We start from the raw sequence: 20,524 nt of genomic DNA on the forward strand, positions 1-20,524 counted from the left end.
GCCAATCTGTGGTTTTTTCATGTAAGGATATATCGATGACAAAACCTAAGAAGCCTGCGCCCCGTATACTAACAGTTAAAGACGCGTTTTATCTAACGCCGCATATGATCCGTGTGGTGTTTCAGGGGCCTGAATTGGCAAGCGTATATGCTGGTTGTGCTGGGGCGAATTGTAAGATTTTTGTGCCCGAGATTGGACAAACACGAGCCGATTTTGAGGCGTGTTTTGTGGATGGGCCAGCGCCCGTGAAGCGGACGTATACTGTGCGTAGTTTTGATCCTGACACATTGGAAATGGTAATTGATTTTGTGGCGCATGGTGATGAAGGTCCTGCGAGTGCTTGGGCGATGCGTGCTGAAACTGGATCATTCCTTGGGTTTGCGGGGCCAAGTGAAGTTAAGATCAAAGAGTTCTATGCGGATTGGTATTTGGTGGCGGCAGATATGTCGGCGTTGCCCGTAGCAGGTGCTGCATTGGAAGCGATGCCACGAGATGCAAAGGGCGTTGCAATCTTTGAGGTGCAATCGGCAGAAGATGCGCAGGATTTGGATGTGCCTGCTGGGATTGATGTGCATTGGTTGGTGCAGGCGAACCCGCATAAACCGTCAACAGCACAAGAAGAATTTATGCGTAATATGGTTTGGCCTGAAGGTGTGGTGCAAACCTGTGTGGCTGGGGAAAGTGGCGTGATCAAAGCTATTCGGGGGTACTTTACAAAAGAACGAGAATTGCCGCGTGATGATGTTTATATCTCTGGTTATTGGAAAATAGGATTGATTGAAGATGAGCACCAATTGGTTAAACGCCAAGAGGCGGCGGCTGTCTAAGCAATTACGCTACGTTTTCGTAGACACAATATGCCCTTATACATAGCATTTACGCAATCTGTTTAAGGGTATGGGGGCGTGATGCGAAAGATATTTTTGCGAATAACGGGTGTTTTATTACTGCTGGTTATAGGTTTGTCTGTCGTCATAGGGATAAATACTGCGCGGTATAAACCTGCGGATCATAGCAATGCAGAGGCTTTTGCATTGGGTGCTGACTTAGATCAAGCGGTGCAAAACCTATCGCGTGCTGTGCAATATCAAACAATTTCTGCAAAGCGTGATCAGATTGAGTTTGATGGGTTCCTATCGTTCTTGGAAACGGCTTACCCCGTTGTTCACGAGAAGATGGAAATGGTAAAGTTGGATGCTGATACCCCTTTGTTTAAATGGGTGGGGACGGACGAAAGCTTACAGCCTGTATTATTAGCGGCGCATTATGATGTTGTGCCAATTGCGCCTTGGTCTTTGGATAAATGGGACTATGACCCGTTTTCAGGGGCTGTTGAAGGTGGTTATGTTTGGGGACGTGGCACATTGGATGATAAAGGTGCGTTGATTGCCATTTTGTCGGCCGTTGAACATTTGATTTCAACAGGATTTACCCCCAAACGCACGATTTATCTAAGCTTTGGTGGTGATGAAGAGGTGGGTGGTCTTGGTGCCAAAGCTGTCGCTGAGTATTTAAACGAGAATGATATTCAATTGGCTTGGACTTTGGATGAAGGGTCGTTTGTCTTGGATAAGATTGTTCCCGGGTTGGATGTGCCTGTGGCCAGTATTAATCTGTCTGAAAAAGGTTATGTGACGGTTAAATTGGTAGCAGAGGCTGACGGAGGACATTCAGCATTGCCGCCACGTGTGACGACTGTTGGACGTATTGCGCGTGCGGTAAGCCGTTTGCAGGATGAGCCTGTTTCAGGTGGATTGGATGGTGTTTCCGCTGAATTTTTTGATGGGTTAGGTCGGCATTTTTCATTGGAAAAACGCGCATTATTTGCAAACCGTTGGTTGTTTAACCCGTTATTGGAAGCAATTTTGTCGGGCTCAGCGTCTACAGATGCAATGCTACGAACAACCACGGCGCCGACTATGGTGACGGGATCGAATAAAGAGAATGTTTTGGCGTCACAAGCGACAGCAACAATTAACTTTCGCATCCATCCAAGGGATACGGTTGATGATATCGTTAGCCATGTGATTGACGTGATTGACGATGAAAATATCAAAGTCATCGTCGACAGAGATGCGGCATCTGAGGCATCCCCTGTTGCGAGTAAAACCGCAGATGGATACCGTGATATTGAGACATCTATTGTATCTGTATTTGGACCGATTGCATCTGTGCCTGGTTTAACAATCGCGGCAACTGATGCCCGTCATTATGCGAAAGCGTCGGACGCGGCTTACAGGATTAACCCGTTCATTGTGAATAGCGATGATATCGCGCGCTTTCACGGTATTAATGAAAGGCTTTCTATTGAGAATTTAGGACGTGGGATTGATTTTTATGGGTCGTTGCTGAGTAAGCAATAATAGACTGAATTCTGGGGGAGGTTCCCCAGCAGATTAAGGGAAAAGGGAGCACCTGCTGGGGTCAAGGATACGGACCTAATTGTCCGCGTCTTGTTCTGTTTTCGCTTTAACAGCGATGATTTTAGGGGAAGCTGTATCTTCTTTGGTAACTGATGCTTTATCTGTGTCTTGGGTGAACTCTGCATAGAAATCAGGAACATATACAGGGATGTCAAAATCCCCTGCAAACGATGCAGTTGGAGTTAGTGTTAAAGCGGCTGTTGCGGCTATGATTAAAGTTCTCATTTTCTTTCCTTTTCGTTGCGCTGGGAGGTGCGCGATTGAAAACAAGTGATCAGTTGTGATCGCTGTTACGTAACGTTAGAATGAGTCGCATTGATCGGGTATACTAAATAAAGTTATTTCATTATTTTGAAAAATCGCATAATGTAGTTTCATGTTACCAAATCTTAAATCACTGGCGGTTTTCGCCAAAGTTGCTGAGACGGGATCTTTTTCTGGGGCAGCAAATGTGTTGGGTATATCTGCACCTGTTGTCAGTCAGCATATTTCCCAGCTTGAAGAAACATTGGATACGGCACTGGTGTATCGCTCTACGCGGTCTTTGACGCTGACAGATGCTGGGCAGAAGTTGTCCAAATATGCGCATGATATGTTGGATGCTGCGGAAACAGGGTTGGAAGAACTGCAAAATGTGATGGTCAGCCCACGTGGTAAGTTATCTGTGTCTATGCCAAGTTTTATGGCATCTCCGAAGTTTACGGCACTTTTGGCAAACTTCATGGATACATATCCTGATATTCTGTTAGAGGTTTGCTATGAAACGGGACATCATAACCTGAATGAAAGTGGTTATGATCTTGCTATTCAATTGGGCGATATTTCGGATAGCAACTTTATGGTACGTAAATTAACCGAAGGGCATGCGTGTTTATATGCGAGCCCAGATTTAATTGAAAAGCTTGGACCTATTACTGAACCTGAAGACTTTGAGCGATTGGCATATCCTTTTATTTGTGAAGCGGGGTGGCCCAAGATGACTTTGCATAAATTGGGGAATGATGGTGAGGTGTTCGAGCGTGGGTTTGATCCCAAGGAATGGCCGCAAAATAAATTTTGGTGCAATAATGGTGAAGCAAAGAAGCAAATGGCTTTGCTTGGGCGTGGCATTACATGGTTACCAGAGATGTATGTTATGAATGAAGTTGCTGTTGGCACATTGGTGCGTGTTTTGCCTGAATGGACCAGCGAGCGTATTGGTGTTTATGCCGTTTGGCCGCGTAATGCGGGTAGTCGTAGTCTAACGCGTCTATTTTTGGAGTTTATGGTTGAGAAGTTTATTAAAGGTATGAAGCGCGATAACGCGGCTTAAATAGCCGTTTTTGCGAAATATGCCTTCTAATTCTTTAAATTAGCACTTAGTTAAGTATCAACTGAACATATTCTAAAGGGTATATCATGATTATTCCTGGTAGCGCCGAAATGAAATCGCAATTGGAAGCGGCTTTTGATCTGGAGCCATCTTTGGCTTTGGCTAAAGAAACGCGTCATTTGCATGAACGATGTGACCGTGTGATCCCAGATGCGGATTGGGCCCGTCATGCGCCGTATATCGTTGCGATTAATAAGCTGAAAAAAGAAAAAGATGCTGTGATTTTGGCGCATAATTATATGACGCCAGATATTTTCCACGGTGTTGCCGATATTGTGGGCGACAGCCTGCAATTGGCGATTGAAGCCACGAAGGTTAAGGAAAGCACCATCATTCAGGGCGGTGTGCATTTTATGGCGGAAACGTCTAAAATCCTGTCCCCTGAAAAGACGGTTCTGATCCCTGACAGCCGTGCGGGCTGTTCTTTGGCGGAAAGCATTACAGCGGCGGATATTGCCAAGATGCGCGAAGCCAATCCAGGGGCGCCTGTTGTATCTTATGTGAACACAACTGCGGAAGTGAAAGCAGCGTCTGATATTTGTTGCACATCGTCCAATGCGGTTCAGATCATTGACAGCATGGACAGCGATATTGTGATCATGACACCAGACGGTCATTTGGCGCAAAACGTTGCCAAGCAAACGAAGAAGAAGATCGTTTATTGGGAAGGTGCTTGCGAGGTTCATATCGAGTTTAAGGCGGATGAACTGCGTGAATACCGTAAATACGAGCCTGACGCGGTGATCATTGCACACCCTGAATGTCCGACAGATGTTGTGGATGAGGCTGATTTCAGCGGCTCTACATCTGGGATGATTAACTTTGTGCGTGAAAACCAGCCAGAGAAGGTTCTGCTGATTACGGAATGTTCCATGGGCTCGAATATTGCGGATGAGGTGCCAGAGGTAAATTTCCTTGGGCCGTGTAATTTGTGCCCGCATATGCAGCGCATCACTTTGGAGAAAATCCTTTGGTCTTTGCATACTGGTACAGAAGAAGTGACAGTTGATCCTGATTTGGCTGAAAAAGCCCGTTTGGCTGTGCAGCGCATGATTGACGTGAAGATTTAATCTTGAACGATCAACATAATATTTTGATTATTGGCGCAGGCCTTGCGGGCCTGTATGCCGCGCTAAGTTTGGCACCACGTCCTGTGACTGTGTTGTCGCCGAAACCACTTGGTTATGGTGCATCGAGTGCTTGGGCGCAGGGCGGTGTTGCGGCAGCGATGCATAAGAATGACACGCCCGAAGCGCATGCTGTAGATACGGTGAATGCGGGTGATGGGATTGTGGATGCGGATATTGCATCTTTTGTGACATCACAGGCGAAAGAACATGTTTTAGAGTTGGCCGAGGTTGGCACACCGTTTGACCGTACGGATGACGGCGGTTTTGTGATGTCCAAAGAAGCTGCACATGGGTTTGCCCGCGTTGTACGGGTGAAGGGCGATCAGGCAGGTGCTGCGATCATGGAAACCCTGATCAAGGAAGTGGCGGAAACGCCGTCGATTACTGTGATCGAAGGGGCGACTGCACTAGAGTTGTTGGTCGAGAATAATGAAATGCAAGGCGTTGTGGTGTCAGAGGACAATACGACGCCTTATGTGATTCAGGCCAAAGCTTATTTACTGGCCGCTGGTGGGGCAGGGAGCCTGTATCTAAAAACAACCAATCCACCATCTGTGCGTGGTTTGGCTGTGGGAATGGCTGCGCGTGCGGGTGCTGTGATTGCTGATGCAGAGTTTGTGCAGTTTCACCCGACGGCTATGGATGTTGGAATTGATCCAAACCCACTGGCAACCGAAGCGTTGCGTGGGGAAGGGGCGATCCTGATCAACAAGCATGGTGAACGTTATATGCTGGATGTGCATCCAGATGCAGAGCTGGCACCACGTGATATTGTGGCACGTGAGAATTTTCGCCAACATCAAATGGGCAATGTGCCGATGTTGGATACACGCGAAGCGATTGGCGAACATATCAAGGATGAGTTCATTTCGGTTTATCGGTATTGCCAGCAATCTGGGATTGATCCAGTTAAGGAACCCATCCCGATTGTGCCAGCCGCACATTATCACATGGGTGGTGTGGCGACAGATAAGGCTGGCAAGTCTTCGATCAAAGGGCTTTGGGTTTCTGGTGAGGCGTCTTCAACAGGGTTACATGGGGCTAACCGATTGGCATCAAACGGTTTGTTGGAAGCTTTGGTTTATGCTGCTACGGCGGCAGACGGTATGATTAAGGCGATTAAATCTAATGGCGGGCAGCCCTATGTCGATGGGCTGAAGACACCTGATATTGGATTTAAATACGTTGATGAAGATGCTGTTATGGAACTGCGTGCGATTATGTCATCTAAAGTTGGTGTGATGCGCGATGGGGATGGTATTGCGCAGGCCTTGCGGGATTTACGTGAGTTAGCAGATCGTCATGGTGATGTTTCGACAAATTTCGATAATATGTTGGCAGCGGCAACATTGATTGCGGCTGCTGCGTATAATCGTAAAGAGTCCCGTGGGGGGCATTATCGTACGGATTACCCTGATAAGGACGACAGTTTGCAGCACCGTACCGAGATTACTTATGAAGAAGCGATTGCTTTGCGGGATCGTTTGTAAGGAGGGCATTATGGTTTTACAAAATATTGCTAAGGTATGTTTACTGACGAGCGTTTTTTTCGTTTTGGGAGCATGTCAAGAAGATCAAGATACCGTGCAAAAGAACGCAGTGAGGGAAACGCCCGCCATTTCACCGCAATGCCCTGCGGGTGATTATATTGATCTTATTGGTGAAAAATCAGACGCATTAAAGGCGCTTGAATTGCCTAAGCTACACCGTATCATCCACCCAAATACAATAGTTACCGCAGATTATATCGAAACCAGGGTTAACTTTTTGATCAATGAGGCTGGTTTGATCGATAATATTAAGTGCTATTGACTGATAAGATGAGGGATATTCCAATGAACCACGCTTCTATTCCAGATTTTTTACTACAGGATTTAATCTCTCGCTCTTTAGATGAAGATTTAGGCGGCGCAGGCGATGTGACCAGCCGTGCAGTTATTCCTGATGGTACTGTATATGGTGCGCGAATGAATGCGCGTGATGCTGGGGTTATTTCTGGTATGCAATTGGCGCGTTTGTCTTTTCATACGGTTGATCCATCTTTGAAAGTGGAAACGCTTATCCCTGATGGTGGCGTTGCAAAAGCTGGTGATGTGACGATGACAATTACGGGTGATGCCAAAGCGATTTTGATGGGGGAGCGTGTGGCGTTGAACCTTGCAGGGCGTCTGTCTGGAATTGCAACGATGACGGCTGCTTTTGTTGCGGAAACTAAGGGTACAAAAGCCAAGATCACCTGTACGCGCAAAACGACACCTGGTTTGCGGTTGGTGGAAAAAGAAGCTGTGCGTCATGGGGGGGGATCGAACCACCGTTTTGGATTGAATGATGCGATTATGATTAAGGACAATCATATTGCAGCAGCGGGGTCTATTGAGGATGTACTGACACGTGCACGCGAGTTTGCATCGCACATGCGCCGTATTGAGATTGAGGTGGATAACTTGAGCCAACTTGAAGAAGTGTTAAAGGTTGGTGTCGCTGATGTGGTGTTGTTAGATAATATGAGTAATGCGGATATGACATCGGCAGTTGGTATTGTTGACGGTGCTATGGTCGTTGAAGCTAGTGGGAATATGCGGTTGGAACGGATTGCGGAAGTGTCGGCAACAGGTGTGGATTACATTTCGGTTGGGGCGCTAACGCATACTGTGACGAACCTTGATTTGGGTTTGGATTTTTAAGCTTTGAAGAATGGGTTTCCGATAGCAACCTCTGGTCTGCGTGTAGGCCTTTTGGGGGGATCGTTTGATCCGCCACATAATGGGCATTTGCATATTTCTAAGTGGGCTTTGAAAGAGTTTGGCTTGGATCAAGTTTGGTGGCTTGTATCGCCTGGAAACCCCTTGAAAAAACGAGGACCTGCATCGCTTGAACGGCGCATGGCAGCTTGTGAAGAATTGGTGCAACACCCTCGGATTAAGGTCACAGATTTAGAATGTCAGTTGGGCACGCGGTATACGGCGGAAACGTTGGAACGGTTGTTGGCAATTTATTCTGATGTGCGGTTTGTTTGGTTAATGGGTGCAGATAATCTGGCAAATTTCCATAAATGGGATCGCTGGGATGATATTATGATGACATTACCAATTGGTGTTTTAGCGCGTCCAGAAGAACAAGTTATGGCGGGCAGTTCACCTGCGGCGCGACGGTTTTCAAAGTCGCGTTTGTCTGCGCGGCGCTCTACGGCTTTGCCATTTCGTTCAGCACCGTGTTGGAGCCTGTTGAATGGACCGATGGTCGATATGTCATCCACAGAGATCAGAAAACGTGGTGATTGGTAAAAAGTGAATTGCCATAGAGGTGGTCGCCCGTTTACTGTGTTGTTATGAATGATATTTTATCAAGTTTAAAACCGAACAGACGCCATATTTTGGCATTTGCTTTCGCTGCTTTGGCTGCTGTGCCTGTATTTGGGCAAGATCTGAAGATTAAGAACTCAATTGGTACGATTGTTGCAGGCGCTGGTCTGTCTGGATCGAAAAGCATTGTGGTGATGGATGCTGTTACTGGGCGTGTTTTGGAAAGCCATAATGGGTCGAAAGCTTTACCGCCTGCAAGTGTGACGAAAGCGGCAACAGCACTTTATGCGATGTCTACTTTGGGTTCGGAAAGCACATATAAGACGCGTTTGTTAACGACAGGATCGATTCAAAACGGTGTTTTAAGAGGCAACCTGATTTTAGAGGGCTCTGGTGACCCGCGTTTGGATACAGACGCGTTGGGATCTTTGGTTGGTCAGTTGAAAAAGGCTGGTGTGAAATCGGTTAAGGGTAAGTTTTTAGTCTATTCTGGGGCATTGCCATATCAGCCGCAAATTGATGAAACACAACCCAGTCATGTTGGGTATAACCCGACGATTTCTGGATTGAATCTGAACTTTAACCGTGTGTTTTTCCAATGGAAACGCAGTACCAAAGGCTATGATGTGGATATGTTTGCGCGGGCGAAGAAATATTCACCCAATGTGCGCGGTATTAAAATGGCAGTGAAAAACCGTGATTTGCCCGTTTTCAAATACCGTTCTGTGAATGGGGCGGATCATTGGTCGGTTGCACAATCGGCCCTTGGCAAAGGGGGCAGTCGTTGGTTGCCTGTACGCCAACCTGCGGATTATGCGGGTGAGGTGTTTCAATCTGTGGCTGCGATCAATGGTATTCGTGTGCCAAAGCATAAAGTGGTGACGCGGCAAGTTTCTGGGACGCCAATTGCGGTTTGGGAAAGTAGCACCGTTCGTCAGTTATCAAAGTCGATGATTAAATATTCTACGAATATGACGGCAGAAACGCTTGGTCTGTCTGCGAGTGTGAAACGTGGGGCAAAGGCCCATAATCTGCGTAATTCCGGTAAAGCAATGACAGATTGGTTGGAGGCGACTTACGGTGTGCGCGGTGCGCGGTTTGTGGATCATTCGGGACTTGGATCTGACAGCCGAATTTCTGCGCATGAAATGGCGCGGTTGCTGGTGAATGCGAAATGGAATGGGCCACTGCGACCTATTATGAAAGAGATTACACTGCGTAATGCACAGTTTAAAAAGGCACCTATTAAAGGGGCCAAGGTTGTTGTCAAAACAGGGACTTTGAATTTTGCGAGTGCGTTGTCTGGATACATTACGTGCCCGAATGGGCGCAAATTGGCATTTGCTGTGTTTACTGCGGATCAAAAAAAACGTGGTCAGATTGCGAAAAAGGATCGTGAACGGCCTACGGGTGGTAAAGCTTGGGCACGTAAGTCACGCGTGATGCAACATCAGTTGATCAGGCATTGGGTGCAAACTTATGGGACATAAAGGGCGCGTATATGTCTGGTGAGATGGATTTAGATACACTGATCGGGTCTATGGAACCAGTTTTATACCCTGAACACTATGTTTTCGCGACAACAACGGATACGGAAATTGTTACGCGCGCAAAGGCGAAGATGGTTTTTGAAGAGGCAGAAGGGACGACTTTGATTGTTCTCAAAGAAGAGGCTGAACGGCTGGGATTAGAAGGCGAGTTTTTGTGCCAGATGATCACATTGAACATTCATTCATCGCTAGAGGCTGTTGGATTTATGGCGCGGATTGCGACACATCTGAGCAAGTTAGATATGGGCGTGAACCCTGTTGCGGGGTTTTACCATGACCATTTGTTTATTCAGGTGGAAAAAGTGCCCGCTGCAATGGGTGGTTTACGGGAATTGATTGCATCTGTTTGATTTACAAGTTTTCTGTGGGCGCAAATCGTTTTTGGTATGCCCCAACAGTTGTCATGAGATGTCGTTTGAAAGCACGTTGCATACGTTGAAAGTCGCCAAATCCGCAGTGTTCGATTGTTTTACCAACGGACATGCCCGCATTTAAGACATCGCAAGCCTGTTTGACCCTGACTTGTTCTAGAAAATTCACAGGTGATGCACCCAGTTCAGATTTAAAACGGCGGGATAATGTGCGGGGCGTCATATTTATATGATCTGCCATCATTGCCAAATCCCATGGGTGGTTGGGCTGCTGTATGATCTGTTCTACCAATTTGCTTAGCATACCTTCTGTATTGAACTGAGCTTGCAAGATATTGGCGAATTGGCTTTGCCCGCCAGACCGTTGCAAATAGACGACCAATTCACGCGCGACTGATAAAGCCACTTGCGGGCCGCAATCTTTGCGGATGATTGCAAGTGTTAAGTCGATGCCAGAGGTTATCCCTGCGGAGGTCATAATGGTATCTTCGATTGTATAAAGCTGGTTGAGGAGCCAATTCACTTTTGGGAATAAGTTTGTTGCCTGTGCTTCTCTGCTCCAGTGTGTTGTGGCTTTCTGTCCGTCTAGCAGTCCTGTGTTCGCCAATAGTAAAGCGCCTGAACAGATTGAGATGAGGCGTCTATTCTGGCTTGTTTTCTGCCAATCTGTAATCAATGCCTTAAGATTAGTATTTTTAAGCATATGATCTGTGCCTTTGCCTCCAGGAATGATCAGGTCATTGGCAAAGCTGTTTGTACTGGCTACAGCATCTGGACATAGTGTTAAACCGCATGATGATTTAACGGGTCTGCCATCCATAGAAACGAAACGTGTTTTGTAGAATGCATTCTGCCCTTCATTTGCCGCTTCATAAGCTTGTGCAGGGCCTGCGATGTCTAGGATACTGACGTTGTCGAATAATAAGATATCAATGTGGCGATGAGGTTTGTCCATAATTGACTATCATATGACATTTACGCCAATAAGCAATCTGATAAATTTACAGCTAACTTATTTGGAAAACGATAATGCTGAATCGAAATTTTGTATTGATCTTGATCTCTAATATCATACTTGGTGCGCCTATGCCGATGTTGATCATTCTAGGTGGTTTGGCTGGTGGGTATTTATCCCCCATTCCCACAGCAGCGACTTTACCACCATCTGTACAAATGATTGCAGGTATATTGGTTGCTGCTCCTATGTCACTTTATATGGGGCGGGCTGGGCGTAAAAAGGGCTTTTTACTGAGTGCAGTTATGATCATTGTCGGTGGACTATGTGGTGTTACCGCATTGATGTCTGGAAGTTTCATATTGTTGTGTGTCGCCCATTTATTATTGGGTGGCGCATTAGTAGGTATTAACTTTTTCCGTTTTGCATCGGCTGAAGCTGTTGATGAAAAGTACAAAGCTAAAGCGATTTCATATACTTTGGCGTCTGGCTTGGTTGCGGCCTTTATAGGGCCAGAGATATTCTCTTATTCCAAAGATTTGTTGTCTCCAGTTCTGTTTGCAGGGGCTTATATGGCTGTTGCTGTATTAGGCGTTATTGGTCTGTTGCCTGTATTAGCGATTGGGCAGCTTGCAACCGTTTCCGTTATGCCAAAAGGACAAGCGTCTAAGGATGTACGTAAAGCATTGTTTCGCAGGCCTGTTGTTATTTTCGCGATTGCTGCAGCGGCAGTTTCACAAGGTGTTATGTTGTTGATTATGACGCCAACAGCACTGGCTATGGTTGGATGCGGATTTGCGGATGATCAAGCCGCTGATGTTATCAAATGGCATGTGGTTGCGATGTTTGCACCTGGGTTTTTCACGGGATCACTGATCCAACGGTTTGGTGTGTCAAAGGTTATTGCGACGGGTATGATAATCCTTGCGGGGTCAGCTATGACGGCTATTGCGGGAATTGAGCTGACACATTTTTATATGTCGCTTGTTCTGTTGGGCATCGGTTGGAACTTTGGGTTTATTGGTGCGACGCATTTGTTGCAGATATCGTTAAGCGCAGAAGAAAAGCCATTGGTGCAAGGAACGAACGATACGATTTTAGCCATTGCGGGGTCTGTTGCATCACTCGCATCTGGTGCGCTGTATGTGGGTATCGGTTGGACCGCGATTGCTATCTCTGTATTGCCAGTGATTGCAGTGTCTATGTTGCTTTGGTTTGTTGTTGCTCAGAAGGTGCAATTACAAAGTTAAGCTGTCATATGACGCGCACGAGCGCCGCGCTCGATTGCTGCCGTACACAGGCGATCTAAGTTCAATTCGTAGCGTGTTTCTTGTAGAAAGCGTAACTCTTCTTCACGTAAACGCCCATCAGACGCTGCAACATCGCAGCATAGAGCATAGGATGTTTCGTATAGTTTTTCTGGCAGTGCTGCGCGGACAAGGCCAAATAGGGCATCTAAGCCGTCCTCTTCTTCAAAAAGATCGAAAACAGTTTGAGAAATTGTTTTAAGACGTGCTTCATCATAGTCTGCAAAAATTGGCAAATGATCGACGATACGTTGAATAGACAACATTTCTAGCGTTTTGATGGCTTCGTCTGAGACAGCGCCAGCCACCATCATGGCAACTAATGCGTCTTGGTGGGTCCATGGAGCATGTGTTTGTGTCATCTTTGTCGACTCTTTATATGAATTACCCCCCGATATTATTGACCAACCTCGTTTGGAGCAATAGGTGAGTGTTTGAAAACAACCTTAATGGATAGAACAATGTCTGAATTGCGCGAAATTGCGATGAAATCTAAAGCTTGGCCCTTTGATGAGGCGCGCAAGCTTTTGAAACGATTCAAAAAGGGCACACCTGAAAAGGGGTATGTTTTATTCGAAACGGGTTATGGCCCATCTGGTTTGCCACATATCGGCACGTTTGGTGAGGTTGCGCGGACTGCGATGATCCAGCATGCGTTTACGGTGTTGAGTGATATTCCAACGAAGCTGGTTTCCTTTTCCGATGATTTGGATGGGATGCGCAAAGTGCCGGGCAATGTTCCACAGCAAGAGATGATGGAAGAACATTTGCAAAAGCCATTAACGGATGTGCCTGATCCGTTTGGCACGCATGACAGTTTTGGTGCGCATAACAATGCGATGCTGCGCCGTTTCTTGGATACTTTTGGGTTTGAATACGAGTTTTATTCATCAACAGAGTATTACCGTTCGGGTGCTTTTGATCAGGTGCTTTTACGCGCTGTTGAAAAGTATGATGAGATCATGGCTGTGATGTTGGAAAGCTTGCGGGCTGAACGTGCGCAGACATATTCGATTTTCCTGCCTATTTCACCAAAATCTGGTCGTGTGTTGTACGTGCCAATGAAGTCTGTGAATGCTGTGGATGGTACGATCACGTTTGATGATGAAGATGGCGAAGAAACAACGCTGCCTGTGACAGGTGGCAATGTGAAGTTGCAATGGAAACCAGACTTTGGCGCACGTTGGGCCGCTTTGGGCGTGGATTTCGAGATGTATGGTAAGGACCATTCAACGAATACGCATATTTACGATAAGATTTGCCGTATCTTGGGTGCGCCTGCGCCTGCACATTATTTCTATGAAATGTTCTTGGATGAAAAAGGCGAGAAGATATCGAAATCTAAAGGCAACGGTGTTTCGATTGATGAATGGCTGACATATGCGTCTGCTGAAAGCCTGTCATATTTCATGTATCAAAAACCGAACACGGCAAAGCGGATGCATTTTGATGTGATCCCTAAGGCCGTGGATGAGTATCATCAGCAATTGCGGGCTTATGTGGATCAGGAGCCAGCGCAACAGTTGAACAATCCTGTGTATCACATTCACAAGGGTGATGTGCCCCAATCCGATATGGTTGTGCCGTTTGCGATGTTGTTGAATTTGGCCTCTGTTTCGAGTGCCGAGACAAAGGATGCGATGTGGGGTTTTATCAATAAATATGCGCCTGATGCATCACCAGAGGCAAACCCTGTGATGGATGAAGCGGCTGGTTTTGCGGTGCGGTATTACCATGACTTTGTGAAGCCAACGAAGGTGTTCCGCACGCCAAGTGATCAGGAACGTGCAGCGTTGACAGATTTGATGGCAGGTTTGAAAGATGTCGATGTGGCGAAAGCTATGATCGACAAAAAGAACGCTGATATGGGGAAAGAGCCTGCTGATTTATCGGCCTATGCTTTGGACAATGGGGATGATTTGCAAGCGTTGGTTTTTGCTGTGGGTAAGAACCATGGGTTTGAAAACCTGCGTGATTGGTTCCAAGCGATTTATGAAGTTCTGTTGGGTGCATCCCAAGGGCCACGCTTTGGTGGTTTTGCAGCGCTTTACGGTGTTGATGAAACCATTGCGTTGATCGAAAGCGGTTTGAAAGGCGAATTACTCGCCTAAGCCAAGCAAACGCAGTCTTGGTTTGTGGCGTGCTTTGTATATGAAGCGCGCCCATAAAACGAAGATGGGGGTCATAAGCCCCGCATCAATTTCAATTGTATCTGTTAGACGTGATCCTGTTTTTGTGGGGGTCACGTGCATATTGTGGCGCCAACTTTTCACACCTGCGCCACGTTCAAACGATTGTGCGATCATTTGGTCGTGATTGCAGGACACGACTTCCATGTAATAAGGCTGTTTTGGGAGCCTGCCGAATAGAGACACTTCGATATCCATTTTTTGACCTGCTTGAAGTTGTCCGCTTGGGGTGCCTGTATAGCTGACGATGCCTTTCATCACTTGCTCTAAGGCATCGTAGTCTGTGACCAAGTCCCATAGTTTTTTTGGTGGAACTGCGTAATCGTGAATGATCTGGATTGTTTTCGGCATGGCTTTACCCGATTTGTGAAACACCTAGGGCGAGTATAGCGGACAGGGCTAGGACGCCAACCACATTCCAATGACGCTTGAGCAATAAATATCCTGACAGGATTGCGAGAGCCATGACGATTGGGTTGATGGTTGAAAGCTCTGGTAGCCAGAGTGTGAGCAGGCCTGTTTTGGTTTTCGTTACTGTGTCGAAAAATACATGGAGTGCGAACCAGATTGAGAGGTTTAGGATGACACCAACGACTGCCGCTGTGATGGCAGATAATGCACCACGCAGGCGGGGCTGTGTGCCGATCCAGTCAATGTAGGGAGCACCTGCGAATATCCATAGGAAACAGGGGGTGAAGGTGACCCATAGGGTGACGATGGCTGCTGCTACGCCCAGCCACAAACCGCCTGCGGCGAAGCCTGCTAGGAAACCTACGAATTCGGTGACGAGAATTAGGGGGCCAGGGGTGGTTTCGGCTAAACCTAAGCCATCCATCATCTGACCTGCTGTGAGCCAGCCTTTGAGCGTTACGACGTCTTGGCCCATATAAGCAAGAACAGCATAGGCGCCGCCGAAAGTTACGACTGCAAGCTTAGAGAAGAAATAGGCGATTTCATTTAAGATGCTGGTTTCTGTGATTATATCGAGCAATAGGATGGGTGCCCACCAGATGGCGAGCCAAATTGCGATGGTTTTCAAGGTTTTGGTAATAGGTTGCCTGTGTTGGATTTCTTCTTCGGGTTCCGATGATTTGTCATTGAAGAATAGGCCGTAGAGGGCTGCGATTAAGACAATCAATGGGTAGGGGATGTTTAGGAAGAATATGCCTACGAAAGACAGGCCAGCTATGATCCAATGATCGGTTCGTTTTAAAGCTTTCTTTGAGACACGCAGTAATGCTTCGATTACTATCACGACGACGGTGGCTTTGATGCCGAGGAAAAGCGCCTCTACGATTGGGACTGTACCAAGGTAGGCATAAAGTGTTGCTAGAGCTAGGATGACCAGAGCGCCGGGGATGACAAAGAGGAGCCCAGCGATAAGACCGCCCAATAGTCCGTTGATACGCCACCCTGCATAGGTGGCGAGTTGCATGGCTTCTGGACCTGGTAGGAGCATGCAAAAGCTGAGTGCATTTAAGAACTGTTTTTCTGTGAGCCATTTTTTGTCGTCAACAACTTCACGGTGCATCATTGCAATTTGGGCGGCTGGGCCGCCAAAAGAAAGCACGCCGATTTTGCCCCAGACGCGAAAGGCTTCGGATAAGGTCGGTTTGGTCGTCATCGTCTTATCCTTTTGCGCCATTCGTAGGCCAATCGTGCGTTTCATCCGAGGCATCACGGGTCCAACGATAGAAGGCATCATATAGCAGCATACCTGCATCCAGTTGCGCGATATCATCTTTGTACATGCGTGACAGCCCTAAAGAAGCTGCCATCAGGCCTGCCGCTTCTGGTGCGATGTCATGGCGGTCTGTGTCTGCACCGCGTACGATTGTTGCGAGTCTTTTTAGGGCAGGGATTTTGAGATCGAATTCTGTGACCATTTTATCAAATGTGCAGGCGTCACCATCGTGTGTCCAAAAACAATCTTCGACGTCAAACGGTGTGGCGTTGAATTTTTCAGAGACGTTTAGGACTTGGGATGGTGAAACGAATAGAAACTTTGCCTTTGGGTCGATGAAACGGCGGATCAACCATGGGCAGGCGATGCGGTCTATTTTTGGGCGGTGGCGTGTCACCCATAGGGTGCTGCCATCAGGTTGAAAAGGTACCTTATTTGTGGGGATTAGGGGAAGGTTAGCATCACGCCAACCGACGATGCCACCTTGGACGGTTTCGCATTGAATGCCGTGGTGACGTAACAATGCAGCGGCACCTTGGCTGAGTTTTAGACCTTTGTGGCATATCAGGACGGTCTTCTGTCCTTGTAGTTCTGGAATGAGTTCTTCGATTTTGGTGAAACAATGACGACGTGCACTTGGGATCAGGCGGGGGTCTTGGTTGAAATCTTCGTCGGTGCAGACGTCGATGATGATTGGGCAGTCTGGGGTGCCGATTAGACGGTTCAGTTGGCTTGGTGTGATTTCTGTTGGGGCGGGCATAGCGCATCCTTCCTTTGGTTAGGGTTATCGGATGCGAAACTTGGGCTGGCGCCTCACGGGGCATTCGCGGTCCCCATGTAGGCAGTTTTTACAGAATATGGTCTTTCGTCAAGGGGGAGGATTTGACAGCTAGCATTTTAAAACTAATTTTAAACGGTATCGTGTGGAGGGAAAGTTATGATGTTATTGCGGGCATTTTTTATTTTTGTGGTCATGGCGTTTCCTGTGAAAGCGCAAGAGACAGATATTCAAAGGGTGATATCTGGCCAGATTAATGCGTTTTTAGCAGATGATTTTGACACGGCATTTACCTTTGCTGCCCCCAATATTGTTCGTTTGTTTGGAACCGCTGACCGATTTGGCACGATGGTGCAACGTGGGTACCCCATGGTGCATAGACCAGCATCATTTCGATTCGCGAAATTAAGTGATGAGGCTGGTGAATGGTTGCAGAAGGTTGAGTTGAAAGATGAGGCTGGGCGGTTGTTTATTGCGCATTATGTCATGGAGCAGACTGAAACAGGCTGGAAAATCAAAGGCGTAAGCGTTTCAGAAGCCCCTAAAGCCTAAGCAGCGTACGCTGGTCAAATTTTGCATTAATATTTCATAGATAAATTCAACTTCGGAGTGATGACCCGTTTGGGTGTGTTCGAAGAGGAATTATTATGAACAAAGTTATTACAGAAGGTATCATCTTAACGCCACCTGCATTTGGGGATGGATTAGATGTATGGTCTAGCGAAGATGGTTTGGCGGGCGACCCAACTTATGATGGGGCGCCTAATGCCAGTTTGATTGCTGCGGATGCGGATTTTGGCACTTGTTTAGAGTTGGTCAAAACACAAGACGTACAAAAATTACGTGCTTTGTATGAGACGCCAATAGAGACAGGATGTTATTTACGGGTGCGCGTACGTGTGAAGGCGATATCTGGCGTTTTGCCTGCTGTGCGTATAGGCGCTTGGGCTGGGGGATCAAATGGTACGCATTTGAACGGGGTTGTTGAGATTGGTGCTGCTGAACAGTTGACGACTTACGGTGAGGTTGTTGAGGTGAGCGCGATTGTTGGGTCTGGATCACGCACTGGCGTGGATATGGTTTGGGGGCGGAATGCAACCTTTGGCCACTTTGGTTTAGATCTAACTGGGAATACGGGAGGTGTTGTCCGTATTGAGGATATTATTGTTGAAGATGTGACCTCAGTATTTCAATCAGATCTATTAGACGTGGTAGATGTGAAAGATTTTGGGGCCGTTGGGGATGGTACCACAGATGATACAGCTGCATTTGAAGCGGCTGATCAAGCTGCCAACGGACGGGATGTGTTAATTTCTGAGGGGACATTCTACTTGGCTCGTACAGTGACCTTTGCATCGCGAGTGCGTTTTCAAGGAACTTTGGTGATGCCTGATGCCGCTATTTTACAGATTACACAAAATTATTCTTATGGGGCGTACTTAGATGCTTTTGGGAATGAGACCTTAGCCTTTAAGAAAGCTTTCCAAGCGCTGTTGAATTTTACCGATCATGACACATTAGACCTAGATGGATATAGCATAGTCTTGGATGAACCTATTGATTTACATGCAGCGGTTGGGAATAGGGATACGTTTGCATCGCGCCGTGTGGTTTGTAATGGACAATTTGAAGCTAGGAACAATGCGAGTTGGGGTGATGAGATTACCACTTCAACCGCATCTTATTCGGCAAGTGACCCCAACCGCTTAACAGATGTTGCAAATATTGCATCTATCCCAGTTGGAGCATTGATAGAAGGTGTTGGTGTTGGTGTTGAAATTTATGTACGTGCTGTTGATGTGGGCAGTGGCACGATCACATTGAGCAACCCGCTTTGGGGGGCACCTGCATCGCAGACGTATACGTTTACGCGGTTCAAATATATGATGGACTTTAGTGGGTTTACACGTATAGCAAGATTTACATTCGATAGTGTCGACTTCAATGGACGTAGTTTGGCGAGTGCTGTTATGATTTCGCCAAATGGGCTAATTTATCATTTCAAAGACTGCTTCTTTTCTAATAATAAGGACCGCTGTATCACATCCATTGGTAGCGGGTGCTCTGGTATGTTGATTGACCGGTGCCAGTTTTTGTCAGATGAACAAGCTTTGGATGTTGGAGATCGCAAGTCTATTGCTTTTAATTGTAATGCGAATGATATCAAATGCCGCGACAATCGTGCAATAAGATACAAACATTTTGGTGTGATTGGCGGAACTGGAAACATCATTACTGGGAACCATTTCTTTCAAGGCGATAATGCGGGGGTTGGGGACCGTACAGCGGGTATGATTTTCACAATTGCGAATTGTAAAAATACGTTTCAGGGCAATTACGTTGATAATTGCTATCTGCAGTGGACGAATGAGTATGATCCGACGCCAGATTTGGTGACGGGATTTTCATTTGGGTCTTTTACCCTGACAGGGAATATCTTCTTTTCGACTGGCGTAGACAAATGGTTCCGTTTTATTCAGTTAAAGCCGTTTGGAACGAACCATTATCTAAATGGTTTCACAGTTGCGAATAACTTGTTCAAGGCGGTGAATGGACCTTCTTTAGATCGAGTTGAGACGGTTGATACGACGCACGCGGAATTAAACCACACCAGAGCCAGAAACGTAACAGTAACTGGTAATACATATCATTCTGTGAGTGATCGTATGGAAAACCCTGTAACTGTAAGTGTTTCACGGACGAGCCCCAGCCAATCGTGGGCGAATGATGTTTCGGATCATTTACCATTTGGTGGGCACACAAAGACGGTAACGGCAATTGTTCCAGAAGGGCAAATTTTAGACGCTGCAAACCGAGGTGTTTTTGAGCAACCTTATGCATCTGTTGGGCAGGGGAGTAATAGAGCTGAATTTAATGTGACATGGTCAAAGCCTGTTAAAGGGCAAGTGCAAGTCACTGTGCGAAGTGACACGCCAAATTAATATTGTCTGACATGATATAGATCAAAGAACGCCTTTGTTCCCTCTGGTAATTTCAAGGGAACAAAGGAGACTGACCATGTATAAACATATTCTTTTAACCATTGCGCCTGACCATGAACGTGACATGACGGATGCGTTCAATGTTGCCTCTCATTTAAGTAAAGAGGGCGGGCGCATTACGTTATTTTCCGTTATAGAAGCACTGCCAACTTATGTGGCCTTAGAGTTGCCGCAGGAACAGATGGAGCGGAATGCTAAAAAGCTAGAAAAGAAGCTTTTGGAAGATGCAAAAGAACTGCCTGGTAGCGGAGTGGAAGTGATCATTGGACATTCGGCCAATTCTATTTTGGAATATGCGGGTAAGAATGATGTGGATTGTATTATCGTTTCATCGCATCGCCCAACGTACCACGATTACTTGTTAGGATCGACGGCTTCACGTGTTGTGCGTCATGCAACCTGTGCGGTGCATATTACACGCTAAGATGTTTTGGGAATGCCCAACTGTATGATAGATTGGG

Annotated in this window: 21 protein-coding genes; 15 read left to right on the forward strand and 6 right to left on the reverse strand. The window is 46.6% G+C overall.

The genetic code is table 11. The features are described from left to right. Positions 1 to 35 precede the first annotated feature (35 nt). Positions 36 to 827: a siderophore-interacting protein gene (locus F9L33_RS12500; protein WP_152143133.1), complete on the forward strand. Its 792-nt coding sequence runs from the start codon at positions 36 to 38 to the stop codon at positions 825 to 827. Positions 828 to 908: 81 nt separating this feature from the next. Continuing rightward, positions 909 to 2,363, forward strand: a complete 1,455-nt coding sequence (locus F9L33_RS12505; protein WP_152143134.1) for a M20 family peptidase — start codon at positions 909 to 911, stop codon at positions 2,361 to 2,363. Between the two features lie 75 nt (positions 2,364 to 2,438). On the opposite strand, the gene F9L33_RS12510 is transcribed toward F9L33_RS12505, so the two are convergent. Next, entirely contained in the window at positions 2,439 to 2,648 is a 210-nt protein-coding gene (locus F9L33_RS12510; RefSeq protein ID WP_152143135.1) for a hypothetical protein, read from the reverse strand. 151 nt (positions 2,649 to 2,799) lie between these two features. Between F9L33_RS12510 and F9L33_RS12515 the strand changes: the two genes are divergently transcribed. The 8 genes from F9L33_RS12515 (at position 2,800) to F9L33_RS12550 (ending at position 10,127) form a co-directional block, all read left to right on the forward strand. Beyond that, positions 2,800 to 3,735: a LysR family transcriptional regulator gene (locus F9L33_RS12515; RefSeq protein WP_152143136.1), complete on the forward strand. Its 936-nt coding sequence runs from the start codon at positions 2,800 to 2,802 to the stop codon at positions 3,733 to 3,735. 86 nt (positions 3,736 to 3,821) lie between these two features. After that, entirely contained in the window at positions 3,822 to 4,865 is a 1,044-nt protein-coding gene (gene nadA, locus F9L33_RS12520; protein WP_152143137.1) for a quinolinate synthase NadA, read from the forward strand. Positions 4,866 to 4,867: 2 nt separating this feature from the next. Further along, the gene (locus F9L33_RS12525) at positions 4,868 to 6,415 is read left to right on the forward strand and encodes an L-aspartate oxidase (protein ID WP_370452127.1); all 1,548 of its coding nucleotides are present in this window, start codon (positions 4,868 to 4,870) and stop codon (positions 6,413 to 6,415) included. 10 nt (positions 6,416 to 6,425) lie between these two features. Beyond that, positions 6,426 to 6,737: an I78 family peptidase inhibitor gene (locus tag F9L33_RS12530; protein ID WP_193222039.1), complete on the forward strand. Its 312-nt coding sequence runs from the start codon at positions 6,426 to 6,428 to the stop codon at positions 6,735 to 6,737. A gap of 23 nt (positions 6,738 to 6,760) precedes the next feature. Continuing rightward, on the forward strand, positions 6,761 to 7,609 hold the full coding sequence (nadC, locus tag F9L33_RS12535) for a carboxylating nicotinate-nucleotide diphosphorylase (protein ID WP_152143140.1): 849 nt from the start codon (positions 6,761 to 6,763) through the stop codon (positions 7,607 to 7,609). Between the two features lie 3 nt (positions 7,610 to 7,612). After that, entirely contained in the window at positions 7,613 to 8,209 is a 597-nt protein-coding gene (locus tag F9L33_RS12540) for a nicotinate-nucleotide adenylyltransferase (protein ID WP_152143141.1), read from the forward strand. A gap of 44 nt (positions 8,210 to 8,253) precedes the next feature. After that, complete coding sequence (gene dacB, locus F9L33_RS12545) at positions 8,254 to 9,717, forward strand: D-alanyl-D-alanine carboxypeptidase/D-alanyl-D-alanine-endopeptidase (RefSeq protein ID WP_152143142.1); 1,464 nt, start codon at positions 8,254 to 8,256, stop codon at positions 9,715 to 9,717. Positions 9,718 to 9,728: 11 nt separating this feature from the next. Next, entirely contained in the window at positions 9,729 to 10,127 is a 399-nt protein-coding gene (locus tag F9L33_RS12550) for an ACT domain-containing protein (RefSeq protein WP_152143143.1), read from the forward strand. Between the two features lies 1 nt (position 10,128). Here the strand turns inward: F9L33_RS12550 and F9L33_RS12555 are convergent, their stop codons facing one another. Further along, the gene (locus F9L33_RS12555; protein ID WP_152143144.1) at positions 10,129 to 11,103 is read right to left on the reverse strand and encodes a GlxA family transcriptional regulator; all 975 of its coding nucleotides are present in this window, start codon (positions 11,101 to 11,103) and stop codon (positions 10,129 to 10,131) included. A 74-nt stretch (positions 11,104 to 11,177) separates the two neighbouring features. Between F9L33_RS12555 and F9L33_RS12560 the strand changes: the two genes are divergently transcribed. Beyond that, complete coding sequence (locus F9L33_RS12560; protein WP_152143145.1) at positions 11,178 to 12,353, forward strand: MFS transporter; 1,176 nt, start codon at positions 11,178 to 11,180, stop codon at positions 12,351 to 12,353. Here F9L33_RS12560 and F9L33_RS12565 read toward each other — a convergent pair. After that, complete coding sequence (locus tag F9L33_RS12565) at positions 12,350 to 12,772, reverse strand: tellurite resistance TerB family protein (protein ID WP_152143146.1); 423 nt, start codon at positions 12,770 to 12,772, stop codon at positions 12,350 to 12,352. The genes F9L33_RS12560 and F9L33_RS12565 overlap by 4 nt on opposite strands. Positions 12,773 to 12,871: 99 nt before the next feature. Between F9L33_RS12565 and F9L33_RS12570 the strand changes: the two genes are divergently transcribed. Then, positions 12,872 to 14,521: a lysine--tRNA ligase gene (locus F9L33_RS12570; RefSeq protein ID WP_152143147.1), complete on the forward strand. Its 1,650-nt coding sequence runs from the start codon at positions 12,872 to 12,874 to the stop codon at positions 14,519 to 14,521. Here the strand turns inward: F9L33_RS12570 and F9L33_RS12575 are convergent. The 3 genes from F9L33_RS12575 to F9L33_RS12585 are packed head-to-tail and all read right to left on the reverse strand — an operon-like array spanning position 14,510 to position 17,043. Beyond that, complete coding sequence (locus F9L33_RS12575) at positions 14,510 to 14,950, reverse strand: SRPBCC family protein (RefSeq protein WP_152143148.1); 441 nt, start codon at positions 14,948 to 14,950, stop codon at positions 14,510 to 14,512. The two genes, F9L33_RS12570 and F9L33_RS12575, sit on opposite strands and share 12 nt — an antisense overlap. A 4-nt stretch (positions 14,951 to 14,954) precedes the next feature. Further along, positions 14,955 to 16,223, reverse strand: coding sequence for a chromate efflux transporter (gene chrA, locus F9L33_RS12580; protein ID WP_226804134.1), 1,269 nt, complete (start codon positions 16,221 to 16,223; stop codon positions 14,955 to 14,957). A gap of 4 nt (positions 16,224 to 16,227) precedes the next feature. Beyond that, the gene (locus F9L33_RS12585; protein WP_152143150.1) at positions 16,228 to 17,043 is read right to left on the reverse strand and encodes a sulfurtransferase/chromate resistance protein; all 816 of its coding nucleotides are present in this window, start codon (positions 17,041 to 17,043) and stop codon (positions 16,228 to 16,230) included. 177 nt (positions 17,044 to 17,220) lie between these two features. Between F9L33_RS12585 and F9L33_RS12590 the strand changes: the two genes are divergently transcribed. The 3 genes from F9L33_RS12590 to F9L33_RS12600 all read left to right on the forward strand — a co-directional run bounded on the left by F9L33_RS12590 (position 17,221) and on the right by F9L33_RS12600 (position 20,487). Continuing rightward, a complete protein-coding gene (locus F9L33_RS12590; protein ID WP_152143151.1) occupies positions 17,221 to 17,613 on the forward strand; it encodes a DUF4864 domain-containing protein in 393 nt (130 codons plus the stop codon). Positions 17,614 to 17,708: 95 nt separating this feature from the next. After that, positions 17,709 to 20,003, forward strand: coding sequence for a glycosyl hydrolase family 28-related protein (locus F9L33_RS12595; RefSeq protein WP_152143152.1), 2,295 nt, complete (start codon positions 17,709 to 17,711; stop codon positions 20,001 to 20,003). Positions 20,004 to 20,079: 76 nt separating this feature from the next. Next, complete coding sequence (locus F9L33_RS12600; RefSeq protein WP_152143153.1) at positions 20,080 to 20,487, forward strand: universal stress protein; 408 nt, start codon at positions 20,080 to 20,082, stop codon at positions 20,485 to 20,487. The last annotated feature ends 37 nt before the right edge of the window (positions 20,488 to 20,524 follow it).

This window comes from Amylibacter sp. SFDW26, from assembly GCF_009184395.1.
In the GTDB taxonomy this organism is placed as follows: Bacteria; Pseudomonadota; Alphaproteobacteria; order Rhodobacterales; family Rhodobacteraceae; genus Amylibacter.

Coding starts and splice junctions, on each gene's coding strand:
- F9L33_RS12590 (WP_152143151.1), top strand. CDS start 17,221: ATGATGTTATTGCGGGCATTTTTTATTTTTGTGGTCATGGCGTTTCCT.
- F9L33_RS12530 (WP_193222039.1), top strand. CDS start 6,426: ATGGTTTTACAAAATATTGCTAAGGTATGTTTACTGACGAGCGTTTTT.
- F9L33_RS12560 (WP_152143145.1), top strand. CDS start 11,178: ATGCTGAATCGAAATTTTGTATTGATCTTGATCTCTAATATCATACTT.
- dacB (WP_152143142.1), top strand. CDS start 8,254: ATGAATGATATTTTATCAAGTTTAAAACCGAACAGACGCCATATTTTG.
- chrA (WP_226804134.1), bottom strand. CDS start 16,223: ATGACGACCAAACCGACCTTATCCGAAGCCTTTCGCGTCTGGGGCAAA.
- F9L33_RS12505 (WP_152143134.1), top strand. CDS start 909: ATGCGAAAGATATTTTTGCGAATAACGGGTGTTTTATTACTGCTGGTT.
- F9L33_RS12575 (WP_152143148.1), bottom strand. CDS start 14,950: ATGCCGAAAACAATCCAGATCATTCACGATTACGCAGTTCCACCAAAA.
- F9L33_RS12565 (WP_152143146.1), bottom strand. CDS start 12,772: ATGACACAAACACATGCTCCATGGACCCACCAAGACGCATTAGTTGCC.
- F9L33_RS12550 (WP_152143143.1), top strand. CDS start 9,729: ATGTCTGGTGAGATGGATTTAGATACACTGATCGGGTCTATGGAACCA.
- F9L33_RS12595 (WP_152143152.1), top strand. CDS start 17,709: ATGAACAAAGTTATTACAGAAGGTATCATCTTAACGCCACCTGCATTT.
- F9L33_RS12570 (WP_152143147.1), top strand. CDS start 12,872: ATGTCTGAATTGCGCGAAATTGCGATGAAATCTAAAGCTTGGCCCTTT.
- F9L33_RS12600 (WP_152143153.1), top strand. CDS start 20,080: ATGTATAAACATATTCTTTTAACCATTGCGCCTGACCATGAACGTGAC.
- nadC (WP_152143140.1), top strand. CDS start 6,761: ATGAACCACGCTTCTATTCCAGATTTTTTACTACAGGATTTAATCTCT.
- F9L33_RS12500 (WP_152143133.1), top strand. CDS start 36: ATGACAAAACCTAAGAAGCCTGCGCCCCGTATACTAACAGTTAAAGAC.
- F9L33_RS12515 (WP_152143136.1), top strand. CDS start 2,800: ATGTTACCAAATCTTAAATCACTGGCGGTTTTCGCCAAAGTTGCTGAG.
- nadA (WP_152143137.1), top strand. CDS start 3,822: ATGATTATTCCTGGTAGCGCCGAAATGAAATCGCAATTGGAAGCGGCT.
- F9L33_RS12585 (WP_152143150.1), bottom strand. CDS start 17,043: ATGCCCGCCCCAACAGAAATCACACCAAGCCAACTGAACCGTCTAATC.
- F9L33_RS12555 (WP_152143144.1), bottom strand. CDS start 11,103: ATGGACAAACCTCATCGCCACATTGATATCTTATTATTCGACAACGTC.
- F9L33_RS12510 (WP_152143135.1), bottom strand. CDS start 2,648: ATGAGAACTTTAATCATAGCCGCAACAGCCGCTTTAACACTAACTCCA.